The organism is Actinomadura pelletieri DSM 43383, from assembly GCF_003634705.1.
GTDB lineage: Bacteria > Actinomycetota > Actinomycetes > Streptosporangiales > Streptosporangiaceae > Spirillospora > Spirillospora pelletieri.
Map to the genome: position 1 here is coordinate 1169768 of NZ_RBWU01000002.1, position 16058 is coordinate 1185825.

Sequence of the window (16058 nt, forward strand, 5' to 3'; positions counted from 1 at the left end):
GGCCAGGGCTCCAGCCGGTGGCCTGTGAGCCGTTCTTCGTCCGGCGGCTCACTCTCCCCGTGTCGGGCCAGGAGGGAAGGCGGTCGGAGGCCCGACGGCCCCGCTCCCCGTCGGGCCTCCATATGAATTGACGATCGACCCCCGCGATGGGTTGACACCGATCGCGGGAAAAATCCGGAACTACCTGGCGCGACCACATGATCACTGGATGCGTCGCGACAGCATCTGAAGGAAGATCCTCTTGATCTCCCCGGGTGTCATCGCGACCTGGACGCTGCCGTTCGTGACCCTGGCGATCTGCTCGAGTTCGTTGCGGTCCACCCCGCCGCCGAACCCGATCATGTTGACCTGGATCGGCTTGTTCGGGTCCTGCATGTCCCTGAGCTGCTTCAACGTCGTGGCCAGCGACGGGCCGCCGGGATCGTCGTTCTTCCCGTCCGTCAGCAGCAGGATGGAGTTGCCGAACTCCGGCTTGTACGTGTCGTTCATCATCTTGTACGCGGCCAGCATCGTCCGGTACAGGCCGGTGTCGCCGTTCGGTTTCGGCCGCATCTGGTTGAGCGTGGACAGGACGAGCCCGCGCCGCGTGGTCGACCCGACACGGTCACTGAGCGGGCCCATCGGCACCACTTCCTTGTACGGCGTCTCGCCGTTCATGTTCGTGGAGAAGAGCCACTGGCCGATCTCGGTGTCGTTCGACATCATGCTCAGCCCGCCCTGGGACACCTGCGCGATGGCCTGCAACCGGTTCACGTTCGGCGCGACCGGTTCGGCCATCGAGCCGGACACGTCGATCAGCGAGAGGATGCGCAGCCCGAGCGTCAGCTTCGACCACGCCTGCATGATCCGCGCCACGTCCGGGTCCTTCGGCGCGGGCAGCCGCCGCGGCCGGGCCGGGTCGACGCCGGTCTTGTCGGTGAAGCCGGTCGGCGCCCGGCCGTCCGATGCCCGGAACCCCTCCTGCTGGATCTCGTTGCGGGTCGCCTCGGTCGTCATCGCCTTCTCCAGCAGGCGGGCGCCCTCCTGCTTACCGGCGTCCTCGCTGGTGACGGTGAACGGGTAGTCCAGCGGCAGCGTGCCCTCGAGCGGATACAGCGCGACCGCGGGCTCCTCCGGCCCGGTCTGGTTGTACTTCCACAGCGCCTGCTCGGACGACAGCGTGATCGGCTGTTTGCCGCCGCGCCCCTTGCGGAATTGCGTGAACTCCGCGTTCACCGTGGGGACGGTGCTCTCCCGGACGGTGCGGACGATACCGGTGAAAATCGAATTCCGATTCGGATCGTTGGCCAACAGCGCACTAGTGATCATCAACGCGCCCATGCCCGCCGCGTTCTTCATCGGGTCGGGCATGACCAGCCGGACGGACCCCGCGGGAATGACCTGGTTCTTGGTCACCGCGCCGCCCGCGTCGGCGCCCGCCGCCTGGAGCAGGCTCTCCCAGGTCGGGGCGGCGGTGATACCGCGCTGTTTCAGCCCCGCGGCGAGCGTCCGCGGCAGCCCGACGACGATCGGGCTGGACGCGACCGACGTGCCCGTCGCGACGACGCCGCCCTTGTCGCCCCTGCCGCCTACGTCGCTCGACCGGGCCAGCGAGAGCCACAGTGAGGAGTCGGGGATCCACACGTCCGGACGTTCGTTGGACGGGTTCGCGACGCCCTGCCCCGACAACAGCGTCGACACCACGGACGGTTCGACCTTCTTCACGGTGGCCGTGACGCACTTGCCGTCGGCTTTGTGCCTGCCGTTGTTGAAGCGTCCGGCGGCCTTCTCCACGACCGGCGCGATGTCCGGTGCCGCCGCGACCGTCAGGTTCATCGTGTTGTCGCCTGTGCAGGCACTGCCGCTCTCCGCGAACGCGTACACGCCGACACCGAGCAGCACCGCCAGGCCGACCGCCCCGGCCATCGGTCCGACCAGCGCCGACGCGCTCCGCCTGCGCTTGCGGCGCCCGTACTCGTAACCGCCCGTCCCGCCACCGGAACCGCCGCTGCCGCCACCGGAACCGCCACCGCCGCCGTGACCACCACCGCCGCCGCGACCACCGCCGCTGGAACTTCCCAGGGAGTCGTACGCGCTGTATCCGCTCCCGGCGAGTGACGAAGAACTCTCGGAAGGGGAAGGTCCCCGCGGGCTCGCGCCGGACTGCTCGCCGCCGCCGTACCCGCTGCCTCTCAACCTGTACCCGTCGACCTCGTACACGCCGGCCCGGTACTCGCCGGCCCGCGACGTGTCGGGCTGATACGCACCGGGCCGGTACGTGCCGGGCCCAGATCCCTCGGCTTCCTCGGGACCGGTCGTGGGAGTGCCGCCGTACTCGCCGGAGCCCCACACGGGCCGCTCGGCCGACTGTCTCGGGGTGAACCACTCCGGCGTCTCACCCGATGCTCCCGGCGGGCCCGATGTTCCCGACGGGCCGGGCGTTCCCGACGGGCCGGGCGTTCCCGACGGGCCGGGCGTTCCCGACGGGCCGGGCGTTCCCGACGGGCCGGGCGTTCCCGACGGGCCGGGCGTTCCCGACGGGCCGGGCGTTCCCGACGGGCCGGGCGTTCCCGACGGGCCGGGCGTTCCCGACGGGCCCGGCGCCCCGCTCCGACCGTCCCGGGCTCCGAACCAGTCGGCGGACCCGTCGTTCGCGGGACCGAAGACGGGCCGGGACGGATCATGGCCGCGCTCGTCCGCCCCCTCGGGGAAGTCATCGCGATGAGGTCCGCTCATGCCCTGCCTCGATTCACCCGAAACCCGTCGATGTTTGACGGCACTGTAGTAGTACGAACTAGAGGTTACAAAGAACTCAAAAGTGATAATGACGCAGGTCATCAGCGTAAGCCGGGACACTCCCGGCACCCGCCTGCAACGAAATGGATCAAGGACTACGCGTCCGAAACCGGCCGCATTCTGCGGGAGACTTGGGGATATGGCCCGCCTGGTAACCGTGTCCGACCCCGCCGATCCGCGCCTCGCCGACTATGTGCGGCTCCGGGACGTGAACCTGCGCAGGAGCCTGGAGGCCGAACACGGCCTGTTCCTCGCCGAGGGCGAGAAGGTGATCCGCCGCGCGGTCGCCGCCGGTCACCCCGTCCGCTCGCTGCTCATGACGCGCCGCTGGTTCGAGCCGCTCGCCGACGTCCTGGACGGCCTGGACGCCCCCGTCTACGTCACCGACGACACGACCATGGAGTCGATCACCGGGTTCCAGGTGCACCGGGGCGCGCTGGCGTCCCTAGAACGCCTACCGCTGCCGACCGTCGACGCCGTCCTCACCGGCGCGCGCCGCGTCATCGTCTGCGAGGACATCGTCGACCACACCAACATCGGAGCCATCTTCCGGTGCGCCGCCGCCCTCGGTGTGGACGCCGCCGTCCTGGCGCCCCGCTGCGCCGACCCGCTGTACCGCCGGTCGGTCAAGGTGTCCATGGGCGCGGTGTTCGCGCTTCCGTACGCGCGTATGACCGACTGGCGCGACGGGCTGTCGACGCTCCGCGAACGCGGCTTCCAACTCCTGGCGCTCACCCCCGCGCCCGACGCCGAGCCCATCGACGAGGTGAAGACGGCCGACCGGCGTGCGCTGCTGCTCGGCTCGGAGGGGGACGGGCTGTCGTCCCGCTGGCTGCACGAGGCCGACCACCGCGTGCGCATCCCGATGAGCGAGGACGCCCTGACCCGCGGCGTCGACTCCCTCAACGTCGTGGCCGCCGCCGCGATCGCCTGCTACAGCCTCACCCGCTGAACCCGTCGGATCACTTGCCGAACATGCCGTGGCGGGGGCGGCGGTGCGTGCCCTTGGGCTGCTTCGGGGCCTCGGCGGGCATCCGCCGCCGGCCGAGCCGCAGCTGGGTCAGCAGCAGCGAGAACGCCACCAGCAGCGCCGCGAGCCACGCGACCTGCGTGCTCGCCATCCGCTCGAACGTGAGGTCCTGCGCGACGGGCGCCTTGTTGCCCTGCAACCGGCTCTGCGGTGTCATGGACGTGTCCGGCGCCACCGACGGGTTCGGCGCGCCGGGCGTCGCGATCGGCGGCAACGCCACCTGCGGGTTCCGTGGATCGAAGGACGCGTTCGGCGCGGGCGGGATGACCCCGCCCGTCGTCGTCCCGGTCCCGGACGAGCGGCCGCGCCCCGAACCGGAACCTCCGCTCCCGGCCGCCGTGACGGGGGACTTCGACGTCGGCTTGGAACTGGGCTTCGGTGGCTTCGACGAGGGGGGTCCGCTGCTCGGGGGCTTGGACGTCGGGGTGGTCGACGGAGTGGGATCCGGCTCGTCGAAGTCGAACTTCACGGTGGTGGGATCGGCCCTGACGGTCACCGGCTTCTCGTTCACGGTGGTCTCGACGATGACGGTCACCGACAACGTGACGTCCTCGGTGATGGACTCGCCGAGCTTGACGACGGACTCGACCTGCTTGGGAGTCCCTTTCTCGTCGACGAGGACGCAGGCCTCCGCGACAACGGGACAGCCGTCCGTGACCTTGGGAGCCCCCCTGTTGGGCTCCACCCTCAGCCGGACTTCGGTGACCTTGAGCGATGTGGCCGTCTCCTTGTCGACTTCGGCCGTGGTGAGGATCACGGCGGAATCGTCCGTCTTGACGGTGTCATCCTTCGCGGTGACCACGATGCGCGGAGTGGAACCGGCGGCACCGCTCGCGGTGACGGTCGGGGACGGTGCGCCGGCGAGGGCGGTCGCGCCTCCGGCGGCCACCACGGCCGCGGCGCCGAGTCCGATGATGGCGGGTATGGCCGCTGATCGGCAGATCACTGCCGTAGCACCTCCGTTGCGTCGCCTGGGAGCGCGCGTGTCGCTACTGTGAGGGATCGCCTCGGGACACATGCGACCACGGATGCGCGGAGCAAATCAACCCCATCCGAAATCATGTCAACTCTTCCCGAACGTCCTCAACTTCTGTTCTGGGGGCCCACGCCTGCCAGACTCCCTGGTCGATGCGGTCGAGGTTGAGATTCTCCGCGATCGGCGCGCGTCCGCCCGTGTATTCAACGCGCAACCAGCTCTCATGCTCCCCGACGACGATGAAATGTTCACCTCGCCAACGGCATGTGGTTCGAACGTAACGAAGCTCCTCCACCTCGGACCAGGGAACGACGCGCCGGAACCGCCCGGGGCGCAGCTCCTCGAACCCGTCCGTCGGCTCGGGCGCGTACAGCCTGATCTCGCCGTCGGCGCCGGGCGCGGCCTCGAAGTCGCGGCCGAGCCACCGTGCGACGTACCCGTCCCGGATCACTGGGCCGCCTCCGTCCGTCCGCCCTGGGTCTCGGTGTTCGCGTCGGGCCTGAGCCAGGCGAGCCGGTCGGGATCGTACATGGCGACGAACCGCTCGGTCCGGTCGGCGGCGATGTAGTACATCTCCGCCCCGAACGGCAACCGGACGCTGTCCACCTTGTACTCACGGATGGACCCGGCGCTGCCCGGCGCGAAACCGCCACCCTGGAACGGTGGCCGCTCGATCACCCATCCGGCGTCGCCCCAGGCGGCCATCTCCTCCTCGTCCCGTCCGCCGAACGGGATCCGGTAGAGGCTCGGACAGTAGGCGGGCCACCGAATGATGTAGACGCCCTCGTCGGCGGGTGAGAACGGCGACCCCTCGTACAGCAGCCCCAGCGCCTCGTACAACTGGACGGGCGTCTGAAGGTCCGACACGTCGCCCGTCGAGTGCACGAAACCGCCCACCCGGTCGTATCCCTGTTCCAGGTACCAGGGGACGTGCGCGTGCGGCACGACCTTCTGCATGACGGTCGGTGACGCGGCCCTGTCGTCGGGGTCGAACGGCGGCGTCCGTGGCGCGGGTTCACGAAGGTCCACCGCGTCCAGGGCCTGAGCCTCCGGCTCGTGAACCTCCGCCGCCTGCGGTTCGGGAAGCCGCGCCGTCTGCTCGGGACGCGGAGGCGGCGGCGGAACCTCCGGGCGCGCCGGGACGAGCCCCACCCGCGCCGCCCATTCGCCCAGCACCCGCACCTGGTCGCCCCGCAGCGAAGCGCCGATGCGCGTTCCCGGGTTGAGCAGCATCGTCCACTCGTCCCGGGGCCAGGCGCCGATGAGCTCACGGAAGTCGGCGTAGACGAACCGGGATTCCGGCATCACCTCGCGGAGCCGCACCAGCGACGTGAACACCCGCACATCCGACTCGCCGCGCAACGCGGCGTCCCACCGGAACTCCCGCTGGACCGGCGTCACCTCCAGCGGCGCCTCCTCCGGGATCGGCACCAGCACGTTCGCGTTCAGCAGGACCCGCAGAAACGCGTCGGAGTCACCGTCGGACGCCGCCTCGTACAGCTCCTGGTCGATCCGGTTTCCGGGCTCGAACGCGGGCTCCGGAACGGCCCGCAGACGCCGTTCCCCTTCCGGGGAGCCGCTCGGACCCGTCTCCGGCTGCCCGTGCTCCGGCTCGTCGGTCGGTTCCGCGGCATGCCTACCGCGCGCCCGAACGGGCGCGTCCGTTGCCTCCGACGCCGCCTCCTCCGCCACCTCGGACCCACCGGGCGCGCCCGGGCCAGAAGACCGGGCGGGAACAGCCGGTTCGCCGTGGACGGACGGCTGAGCGACGACGGTCGGCTCAGCCGGAATGGTCGGCTCGGCGGCGACGATCGGTTCGGCGGGAGCAGTCGGCTCCGTCGAGGCGGTCGGCTGGACCGGGACGGTCGGTCCTGCGGAACCGGTCGGCTCCCTGGCAACGGTCGGATCAGCGGCTGCGGTCGGCTCCGTGAGAGCGGTGGGCGGGACCGGGACGGTTGGTCCTGCGGGACCGGTCGGTCGGCCGGGGCCGGTCGGCCCAGTGGCGACGGTCGGTTCGGCGGGAGCGGTCGGCTCCGTGGAGGCGGTCAGCGGGACCGGGACGGTTGGTCCTGTGGAACCGGTCGGTCGGCCGGGGCCGGTCGGCTCGGTGGCGACGGTCGGATCAGCGGCTGCGGTCGGCTCCGTGAGAGCGGTGGGCGGGACCGGGGCGGTTGGTCCTGCGGGACCGGTCGGTTGGCTGTGGCCGGTCGGCTCACTGGCAACGGTCGGTTCGGCGGAAGCGGCTGGCTCCGCAGGAGCGGTTGGTGGGACCGGGGCGGTTGGTCCTGCGGGACCGGTCGGTTGGCTGTGGCCGGTCGGCTCGGTGGCGACGGTCGGATCAGCGGCTGCGGTCGGCTCCGTGAGAGCGGTCGGTGGGACCGGGGCGGTTGGTCTTGCGGGACCGGTCGGCTGGCCGGTGACGGTCGGTTGGCCGGGGCCGGTCGGCTCCGTGGAGGCGGTCGGCGGGACCGGGACGGTTGGTCCTGCGGGACCGGTCGGCTGGCCAGGGACGGTCGGTTCGGTGGCGACGGTCGGTTCGGCGGGAGTGGCTGGCTCCGTGGGGGCGGTTGGTGGGACCGGGACGGTTGGTCCTGCGGGGCCGGTCGGCTGGCCAGGGACGGTCGGTTCGGTGGCGACGGTCGGTTCGGCGGGAGCGGCTGGCTCCGTGGGGGCGGTCGGTTGGCCGGGGACGGTCGGTTCCGCGTGGGCGGTCGGTTGACCCGGGTCGGATGGCTGGGCGGCGACGGGCGGCTCGGCCGGGGCGGTCGGTTCGGCCGGGACGGCGGGGGCCACGGGGACGTCCGGTGTGTCCGGCGGTGGCGGTGTGGACGCCGACGGGGGAGTCGCCGCGGTCTCCGGGCCGCGCAACGAACGGACCTGGTCGCCCGGCATCGTCGCGTCGATGGGGGTGCCCGGGTTGAGGACGAGCGTCCAGCCGGTGTCCGGCCAGGCGGCGACCATGTCGGCGAGGCTCGGCATGACGAACCGGGACGAGCCGATGGCCTCGTTCATCCACTTCAGGGACGTGAAGATCTGGATGGACGTCCGGCCGTGGACGGGCACCGGCCGCCACGGGAACCCGGGGTCGCCCGGATCGATGCCCCACGGCGTCTCGGCCTCGGCCGGGACGAGGACCTGCGCGCCGAGGAGGATGGCGAAGAAGGTGTCGGTGTCGCGTCGCCGGGCGGCGTCGAAGAGGCGCTGCTCGATGTCGTTCTGCGGGTCGAAGTCCTCCGTCATGCGCTGCGCGGCGCGCTGGTCGGCCCAGGTGGCGAGCCCGGGAAGCTGCTGGGCGAGGATCGTCCCACCGGCGGGGGAGCCGGAGTTGATGGCGAGGAGCCAGTCGTGGTTCGGCCAGTAGCGCAACGCGACGGTGAACGGCAGCTTGATGTACTCGGTGCCGGTTCCGGCGGCACGGGCGGCCTCGACGAGACGTTCGGGTGAGGTGAAGACGGGCACGACGGTGGCGCCGTCGACCTCCCGCGTCTGCCAGGGGAACCCGGGACGGCCCGGACGCATCGTGTAGTCGGTGTCGTCCGGGACGGGCAGCAGCACCTCCGTCGCCGCGAGGGTCTGCAGGAACAGGTCGTGGTCGTTGTTGGCCGCGGCGCGCAGAAGTTCGCGCTCCACCTCGTTGGCGGGCTGGAACTCCTCCCGCGACGTCTCGCGCGGCGCCTCGGCAGGCGTCTGGGGCGGCGTCTCGGCGGGGGTGTCGCGCGGCAGTTCGCGATGCTGGTCGCGGAGTTCCTCCCAGGGCGCGGACGCGCGGCCGACCTGCGGCGGGCGGCCGTCCCCGCCCGCCACTTGGCGGACGAACCACGACGGCAGCCGCGACTCGATGGGCAGGGCCGAGCCGGCGCCGCGCGCGGGCGTCGCGTCGACGGCGAGCCACCAGCGGTCGTCGGGCCACATCTGGGCGATGTCCCCGAACGCGACCGTCACGAAATGCTGGTAGGACGGGCCCAGGCAGGCGCGCATCGCCGACGCCGACGTGTAGACGAGCACATGGACCCGGCCGTCCTCCTCCTGGGTCGGCCACGACGGCTGTGTCCGGTTGGCGAGCACGCCGTCCACCTGGTCCGGCGGGACGGGGACGAGAAGTTCGCTGTCCGCCAGGAGGCGGAAGTAACTCTCCTGGTCACCGGCCTGGACGGTCTCCTGAAGTCGCCGTTCCAGCTCCGATGTGGGTCGCCACGCGTCGGCCACGGTCGCCACCCCCTGATTCCTCCATGCTCGTCCCCGCGCGACTGCCTACGCTACAGGGGCGAACCGGGCCATCGGGCATCGTCATCCGGCGGCACGGGCGACGGTGCAGGTCAGCTCGGCGAGGGCGGTGAGGAGGCGGTCGACGTGCTCCTCGCTCGTCCCGATGCCGAGCCCGGCGCGGACGGCCGTGTCATGGGTCGCGTCGTCCCCGCCCAGCAGATGCCGGACGAAGGGGTGGGCGCAGAACTTTCCGTCCCGGACGCCGATGCCGTACTCCTCCGACAGCGTAAGCGCCACGTCCCGGGCGTTCCACCCGTCCACGGTGAACGACACGATCCCGACGCGCGGCGCGCGCTCGCCCCACAGGGACAGTTCGCGGACGGGCGCGAGTGCCGCGAGGCCCGACCGCAGGCGCGTCACCAGCGCCTCCTCGTGGGCGGCCACGGCGTCCCAGCGGGCCGACAGGGTCTCGCAGGCGGCCGCGAGCGCGATGACGCCGAGCACGTTCGGGGTTCCGGCCTCGTGCCGGGGTTCGGGGGACGCCGCCCACCGGGTCGTGCGCCCGACCGACGCGCTGGCACCGCCTCCCTTCAGGTACGGGTCGGCGGCGCGGAGCCAGTCGGCGCGTCCGGCGAGGACCCCGGCGCCGAACGGCGCGTACAGCTTGTGCCCGGAGAACGCGAGGTAGTCGAGGCCGAGGGCGGTCATGTCGATCGGGCGGTGCGGGAGGAGCTGCGCCGCGTCCACCGCGATGCGGGCGCCGTTCCGCCGGGCGACGTGCGCCAGCTCCTCGATCGGCCACAGTTCCCCGGTGACGTTGGACGCGGCGGTCACCACGAGCAGCCGCGGCCCGATCGGGGACTCGCGCAGCGCCCGGTCGGCGGCGGACACGGCCTCGGCGGGGGTGGCGGGCGCGGGCAGCCGCACGGCCCGCTTCCACGGCAGCAGGCTCGCGTGGTGCTCGGTCTCGAAGACGACGACGCTGGTCCCGGTGGGCGCGGCGTGCGCGAGCAGGTTCATCGAGTCGGTGGTGTTGCGGGTGAACACGACGGCGGAACGGCGCCAGGCGCCGATGAACGCGCGCACGGTCTCGCGCGCCGTTTCGTACGCGTCGGTCGTGACACGCGACAGGTGGCCGGCCCCGCGGTGCACGCTGCTGTAGTACGGCAGCGCGCGGGTGATGGCCTCGTGCACCGCCTCCAGGCAGGGGGAACTGGCCGCGTGGTCGAGGTTGGCGTAGGGGACGTGCCCGCCGCCCCGGATCGGGACCGGGACGTCCGCGCCGACGACGCGGGGAAGATCGTGAACCGGGACCTCCCCGGCGTGCGTCACAGCAGTCGGGACGTGGGAGCGGGCAGGGGGAACGAGACGGGTGGGCGACGTGCGCATACCAGCACCTTCCGGGTCAGGGACCCCGGAACATCCGCCGGGATCCGCGCTTGCCGGAACGCGGATACGGCGTCCGGCCAGGTCTTCTCCCGGGGCACCCCGTCGCGGACGAAGGGTTGCCGGCCAGCGAGCCGGGGCTTGACGCTGACGCTCATGACCTAGTGCGGAATTATATGCGGGGCCGGACGGGGATCAAGTGGAGGAACCGATGGGACACGGTGGCGTACGGGCGTTGGCCGGAGGCGTGGTGGCGCTCTTCGCGTCCGGTCTGCTCGGCGGCTGCGGCACGCTGGGCGGCGACTCCGCCCAGGTCTGCACCGACACCAAGAAGGCGTTCCAGCAGTACATGACCCAGGTGAAGAGCATCCCGGCGGCCGAGCCCGCACGCTGGCGGCAGGCGACCGAGCAGCTCGCCGGACGGCTCGACGCGCTGGCGAAGGAGACGGACGACGAGGAGTTGAAGAAGGCGCTCACGGCCGAGGCCGGCCAACTCCGCGCCGCCGCCCCGGCCGTCGGCACCGGCGATGTGGCGCAACTCGACACCGTCATGAGGGAAGCCCCCACCCGCGTCGGCAAGGCCTGCTGAGCGTCCGCCAGAGCGCCCGGAAGGGCACTCTGGCGGACGCTCATGCGGTCGCGGTCAGCCGGGGACGCCGGGAACGGTTCCGCCGGGGTCTCCGCCGCCTCCACCGGGATCGCCGCCGTCCCCGCCGTCACCTCCGCCGGGGTCGCCGCCACCACCGTCGCCGCCGGGATCGGGCGGCAGGATGGTCGGCAGATCCGTCGGCGGCGTCGGGAAGTCGGGCTCGTCGGGGCCGGACGGCGGCGGGTCGGACGGCCCGTCGGAGTCCGGCGTCTCCTGCTCGTCGGGTTCGTCGCCCTCCGAAGGGGTGCCCCAGCCGCCGCCCGGCCGCGTCGACGGTGAACCGAACGACTCCGGCTCATATCCCTTGATGTTCACGGCGTCGCTCATGTACGTCCGCCAGATCTGCGCGGGGAGCTGACCGCCGAACGCGCCGTAGCCGGGGATGTTCAGCGGCTTACCGTCACTGCGGAACATCGCCACCGACGTCGCCATCTGCGGGATGAAGCCGTTGAACCAGATCGCGCGGCCCTCGTCGGTCGTACCCGTCTTGCCCGCGACGTCCCGGCCGTCCGGCAGTTGCGCGCCGGTTCCGGTACCGGCGCGGACGACCTGCTGCATCGCGTACGTGGCGTCGCGCGCGTTCTGCTCGTCGAGGGCCCGCTCGCCCTCCTCGGCGAAGGTGCGCTTGTGGTTCTCGTCGTCGGTGACGGCCTTCACCACGAACGGCTGCCGGTGGACGCCCTCGGACGCGAACGTCGCGTACACGCCCGCCTGCTGGACGGGATGCAGCGACACGATGCCGAGCGGGAGCGAGGCGGCGGCGCGCTGCTCGGGTTTCATCTGCGACCGGGGGATGCCCATCTTCACGGCCATCTCGACGATCTTCTCGTTGCCGATGTCCTGGCCGAGGTTCACATACGCGGTGTTGATCGAACGCTGGGTGGCGGTGACGAGGTTCACCATCCCGAAGTTCTCGTTGTCGTTGTTCTTCAGCGCCTTGCCGTTGAAGTACTGCGGTGAGCTTCCGTCGTAGACGGAGCCGAGGGTCTTGCCGTCCTCCAGCGCGGCGGCCAGCGCGATCGGCTTGAACCCCGACCCGGACTGCGCCCAGTCGCCGAAGGAGCTGCTCAGCGCCTCCTCCAGATAGCCGCGACCCCCGTAGAACGCCAGAACCTGCCCGGTGGACGGGTCGACCGACACCGCGCCCGTCCGGATCTTCGTGCTCATTCCCTCGGGGGTGTTCTGGTTCACCGAGCGGCGCAGCGCGTCCATCAACCGCCGGTCGAACGTCGTGGTGATCTTCAGACCGCTGCGGTTGAGCTCGTCCTCGCTGTAGCCACGGCGCTCGATGAGCTCCTTCTTGGCCACGTTGACCATGTAGCCCTTCTGGCCCTTGAGGATGTCGGTGATGTGCTGCTTGCGAGGCGCCGGGAACGTCATCGACGACGCCTCGGCGGACGTCAGGGAGCCGTCCCGCACCATGTTGTTCAGTACGGAGCGCCAGCGCTGCTCGGCGGAGGCGCGCTGCGCGCCCGTGGGGTCGGAGAACTTGCTGGGCTGCTGGATCGCGGCGGCGAGGTAGGCGCCCTCCGCGGGGGTCAGCTTCGAGACGTCCTTGCCGTAGTAGGCCTTGGCGGCGGCCTGCACCCCGTAGGCGTCGCGGCCGAAGTAGATGGTGTTGAGGTACTGCTCCAGAATCCAGTCCTTGGACTTCTCCCGCCCGACCTTCAACGACACCATGATCTCTTTGAGCTTGCGGGTGACCGACACCTCCTTGCCGATGCCGCCGTAGTAGTTGCGGACCATCTGCTGGGTGATCGTCGACCCGCCCTGGAGTTGGCGTCCCGTCACCGTGGACCAGAAGGCCCGCGTCGTCCCGGCGACCGACACCCCGGGGTCGCCGTAGAAGCTGCGGTTCTCCGCCGCGATCACCGCGTCGCGGGTGCTCTCCGGGATCCGGTCGAGCTTGACCGCGTCCCGGTTGACGCCCGTCTTGGCGATCTGCGTCTTCCCGTCGGAGTAGTAGAACGTCGGGCCCTGCGCGATCGCCTGCTCCTGCGGTGACGGCACCGGCGTGAACAGGTAGGCGATGCCGAACGCGGCGATGAAGAAGCCGATGAACCCGAGAAGCAGGAACAGCGCCCGGCGCAGGTACCGCGACCTTCGGCTCCGGGGCTTGCGCGGGCCCTTACCGCCGCCGCGCCCCCCGCCGCCGCGCCCGCCGTCACGCCTACCGTCACGCCCGCCGTCACGTCCGCCGTTGCCGCGTCCGGGCGGTGGCTCTTCTCGCTCGGACCGGACGGCGCGCATGGTTCGAGTATCGCCCCTCGCGGCTTCGATGGAACCCTTGTCGCCGTTCCGAGATCTGTCGTCCCCGCGAGTGAATTCCGCGTCTTGTGTGGATTTTTCCGATTGTTCCGTCAGCGTGGCGGTGCCGGCGCCGTCCTCGCCGTCCGGTGGCACGTCCCGATCTTTCCGCAGGTCTACCCGCTGTGACCCGGTGTGCTCCGCGCCGTCCGGACCCTTCCTTCCGTTGCTCACAAGCCCCCCGTGATGAATGCGTGACCGACGATACCTGAGGGCGTAGGTGGGACGGGCCGCCCAATGCACAGTCCTGAGGCTTCCCTTTAGGAGGACGGGCAATACGCCACTCAGGTTGTCGTGACGGACGTCGCACCGCGGACTTCCCGAAACGCCGAGCGGCGGGAACCCGTCCGGGTTCCCGCCGCTCGGCTGGTCCAGTGAGGGGTCGCGCGGCCGTGCCGCGCCCGCCTCACTTCTTCTTGATCTTGTCGATGACGTCGATGACGAACACGAGGGTGTCATCGCCCTTGATGCCCGCCTGGGGGTTGCCCTTCTCGCCGTAGCCCTCCTTCGGCGGCAGGATCAGCAGCAGCCTGCTGCCGATCTTGGCGCCGGTGAGGCCCTTGTCGAAGCCGGGCACGGTCGCGCCGGTGCCGACCGCGAACTTGGACGGCGCCTCGCCCGCCCAGCTGGAGTCGAACTCCTTGCCGGTCTTCCAGATCCTGCCCTGGTAGTGGACGACCGCCTCGTCGCCCTTGGCGAGCGCCGGGCCGGTGCCCTCGACGAGGGTCTTGACCTGGAGCTTGTCCGGCGCGTCCTCGTCCTTCGGGATCGTGACCTTGGGGGCCTTCCCGGCGCCCTGATCCTCGACCTTCGGCAGCTTCTTGTCGTTGAGCGGCTTCTTGACGCCCTGCGGGGAGGTGTTCTTGGGGACGACGGCCTGGATGTCCACGACGAACACGACCCAGTCTGTCTGGGCGAGGCCGAGCTGCTCGGCCTCCTTGCCGAAGCCCTGCGACGGCGGGATCTGCAACACGACCCGGCTGCCGCTGGTCTGACCGACCATGCCCTGGTCGAAGCCCTTGATGCCGCTCTTGCCGACGATGAGCGGCCGCGTCGGCTGCCCCTGCGCCTCCTGCTGGTAGGACGAGCCGATCTGCTTGTTCTTGCTCTTCTTGGAGCTGTCCTCGACGTCCTTGTCCTTCGACCACTGGTAGAAGGTGTACTGGGCGAACAGCGTGTCACCGTTCGCGATCTTCTGGCCGGTGCCCCTGATCGGCACCGTCACCTTGCGTTCACCCGCGGGAGCGAGATCGGTGGGGATCTTGACCTTGGGCTCGACCCCGAACTTCCCGGACACCTCGATCTTGGGACCGGGCCGGTTCGCCCACCACACGATCACGCCCGCGACCGCCACCGCGACGGCCACCGCGCCCGCGATCATCATCATCCGCCGCTGGCGGGCCTTCTTCGCGGTCAGCGCGGACGGCGTGGACCGCCGGCTCAGGCCGCTGCCGCGCCCGGCGCTGATGCCGTGCGGGGTGAACTCGGGGCTGCGAATGTTCTTGGCGTTCGGGATCTTGGCTTTCGCTTTGATCGCCGGTTTGCCCCCGGGCTTGTCATCCTCGGACATGTTTCCTCACTCGCTCCGGGTTCGACGACATCACGAACGGGACCACCCTTCCAGGGCGGGTCTAAGCACAGCGTGAAAACCACGCAAAAACGGCCGACCCGCAATCTATCGGTCACGCGGCCGTGCGTGGCGCCGTGTGACCGGGACGGAGCCGACCCGCAATCTACCGGTCACCCGGCCCCGTGGGGCCGCGCGCCGGACGGCGGGGGGCCGCCAGGATACCCCCGTCCGAGGCCGCGATCACGTCCTCTCGTCACCCCGCGGTGGCAGGCTTGGAGGATGCGCCTCGCTACCTGGAACGTCAACTCCGTCAAGGCCCGGCTGCCGCGCCTTCTCACCTGGCTGGACGAGCACGAACCCGACGTCGTCTGCCTCCAGGAGACCAAATGCCGGGCCGACCGGTTCCCGGCCGCCGAGGTCGAGGAACTCGGCTACACCGCCGCCGTGCGGGGCGACGGCCGGTGGAACGGCGTGGCGATCCTGTCCAGGGTCGGCGTCGAGGACGTCTCCACCGGATTCCCCGGCGAACCCGTCTACGCGGGCGCCGCCGAGGAGCCCCAGCTCAAGCTGACCGAGCCCGTCGTGCTGACCCCGGAGGCCCGGGCGATCGGCGCCACGTGCGGCGGTGTCCGGGTGTGGTCGCTGTACGCGCCGAACGGCCGCACCCCCGACTCGGCCCACTACGTCTACAAGCTCGAGTGGTTCGCGGCCCTCCGCGAGGCCCTCGCCACCGAACTGGCCACCGGCACGCCGCTGGTGGCGTGCGGCGACTACAACGTCGCCCCCACCGACGACGACGTGTGGGACCCGGCCGTGTTCGCCGACTCGACCCACGTCACTCCGCCCGAACGCCAGGCGCTCGCCGACCTACGGGCGGTCGGCCTCCACGACGTGGTGCCGACCCCCATGAAGGGCCCGCACCCCTTCACCTACTGGGACTACCGGGCCGGCGCGTTCCACAAGAACATGGGCATGCGCATCGACCTGTTCTACGCGAGCGAGGACGTGGCCGCGCGCGTCCGGTCGGCGTACGTCGACCGGGAGGCGCGCAAGGGCAAGGGCCCGTCCGACCACGCCCCGGTGGTCGTGGACCTCGACCCCGCACCCGCCCAGACCTGACACCCGCCCAGACCTGACACCCGCCTGGGACCCGGCGCGC

Annotated in this window: 10 protein-coding genes and 1 riboswitch; of the genes, 3 read left to right on the plus strand and 7 right to left on the minus strand. The window is 71.0% G+C overall.

What is annotated here, in order from left to right:
- Positions 1-201: 201 nt before the first annotated feature.
- Entirely contained in the window at positions 202-2715 is a 2514-nt protein-coding gene (locus BZB76_RS36360; protein ID WP_121434319.1) for a substrate-binding domain-containing protein, read from the minus strand.
- Between the two features lie 199 nt (positions 2716-2914).
- Between BZB76_RS36360 and BZB76_RS11950 the strand changes: the two genes are divergently transcribed.
- Positions 2915-3727 carry a TrmH family RNA methyltransferase gene (locus tag BZB76_RS11950; RefSeq protein WP_121434320.1) on the plus strand — a complete coding sequence of 271 codons (813 nt, stop codon included), beginning with the start codon at positions 2915-2917 and terminating at the stop codon, positions 3725-3727.
- A gap of 10 nt (positions 3728-3737) precedes the next feature.
- On the opposite strand, the gene BZB76_RS11955 is transcribed toward BZB76_RS11950, so the two are convergent.
- The 4 genes from BZB76_RS11955 to BZB76_RS11970 form a co-directional block, all read right to left on the minus strand.
- Positions 3738-4751 carry a hypothetical protein gene (locus BZB76_RS11955; RefSeq protein WP_121434321.1) on the minus strand — a complete coding sequence of 338 codons (1014 nt, stop codon included), beginning with the start codon at positions 4749-4751 and terminating at the stop codon, positions 3738-3740.
- Between the two features lie 112 nt (positions 4752-4863).
- Positions 4864-5232 (minus strand): hypothetical protein, encoded by a 369-nt coding sequence (locus tag BZB76_RS11960; protein ID WP_121434322.1) that lies wholly within the window; start codon positions 5230-5232, stop codon positions 4864-4866.
- Positions 5229-8996, minus strand: coding sequence for an SseB family protein (locus BZB76_RS11965; RefSeq protein WP_121434323.1), 3768 nt, complete (start codon positions 8994-8996; stop codon positions 5229-5231). Before BZB76_RS11965 ends, BZB76_RS11960 begins: the two co-directional genes overlap by 4 nt.
- 72 nt (positions 8997-9068) lie before the next feature.
- On the minus strand, positions 9069-10376 hold the full coding sequence (locus BZB76_RS11970; protein ID WP_121434324.1) for an aminotransferase class V-fold PLP-dependent enzyme: 1308 nt from the start codon (positions 10374-10376) through the stop codon (positions 9069-9071).
- A 41-nt stretch (positions 10377-10417) separates the two neighbouring features.
- Positions 10418-10535, minus strand: a riboswitch (SAM riboswitch).
- 49 nt (positions 10536-10584) lie between these two features.
- Here BZB76_RS11970 and BZB76_RS11975 point away from each other — a divergent pair.
- Entirely contained in the window at positions 10585-10962 is a 378-nt protein-coding gene (locus tag BZB76_RS11975) for a hypothetical protein (protein ID WP_121434325.1), read from the plus strand.
- Between the two features lie 54 nt (positions 10963-11016).
- On the opposite strand, the gene BZB76_RS11980 is transcribed toward BZB76_RS11975, so the two are convergent.
- Together BZB76_RS11980 and BZB76_RS11990 are read right to left on the minus strand one after the other, a co-directional pair.
- On the minus strand, positions 11017-13272 hold the full coding sequence (locus tag BZB76_RS11980) for a transglycosylase domain-containing protein (protein WP_170180597.1): 2256 nt from the start codon (positions 13270-13272) through the stop codon (positions 11017-11019).
- Positions 13273-13735: 463 nt separating this feature from the next.
- Entirely contained in the window at positions 13736-14899 is a 1164-nt protein-coding gene (locus tag BZB76_RS11990; RefSeq protein ID WP_121434328.1) for an FKBP-type peptidyl-prolyl cis-trans isomerase, read from the minus strand.
- A gap of 279 nt (positions 14900-15178) precedes the next feature.
- Between BZB76_RS11990 and BZB76_RS11995 the strand changes: the two genes are divergently transcribed.
- Complete coding sequence (locus BZB76_RS11995) at positions 15179-16018, plus strand: exodeoxyribonuclease III (RefSeq protein ID WP_121434329.1); 840 nt, start codon at positions 15179-15181, stop codon at positions 16016-16018.
- The last annotated feature ends 40 nt before the right edge of the window (positions 16019-16058 follow it).

What these genes read in the sequence shown, in the direction of transcription:
- BZB76_RS36360 (WP_121434319.1), bottom strand. Translation starts at nt 2,715, where the DNA reads ATGAGCGGACCTCATCGCGATGACTTCCCCGAGGGGGCGGACGAGCGC.
- BZB76_RS11950 (WP_121434320.1), top strand. Translation starts at nt 2,915, where the DNA reads ATGGCCCGCCTGGTAACCGTGTCCGACCCCGCCGATCCGCGCCTCGCC.
- BZB76_RS11970 (WP_121434324.1), bottom strand. Translation starts at nt 10,376, where the DNA reads ATGCGCACGTCGCCCACCCGTCTCGTTCCCCCTGCCCGCTCCCACGTC.
- BZB76_RS11975 (WP_121434325.1), top strand. Translation starts at nt 10,585, where the DNA reads ATGGGACACGGTGGCGTACGGGCGTTGGCCGGAGGCGTGGTGGCGCTC.
- BZB76_RS11980 (WP_170180597.1), bottom strand. Translation starts at nt 13,272, where the DNA reads ATGCGCGCCGTCCGGTCCGAGCGAGAAGAGCCACCGCCCGGACGCGGC.
- BZB76_RS11990 (WP_121434328.1), bottom strand. Translation starts at nt 14,899, where the DNA reads ATGTCCGAGGATGACAAGCCCGGGGGCAAACCGGCGATCAAAGCGAAA.
- BZB76_RS11995 (WP_121434329.1), top strand. Translation starts at nt 15,179, where the DNA reads ATGCGCCTCGCTACCTGGAACGTCAACTCCGTCAAGGCCCGGCTGCCG.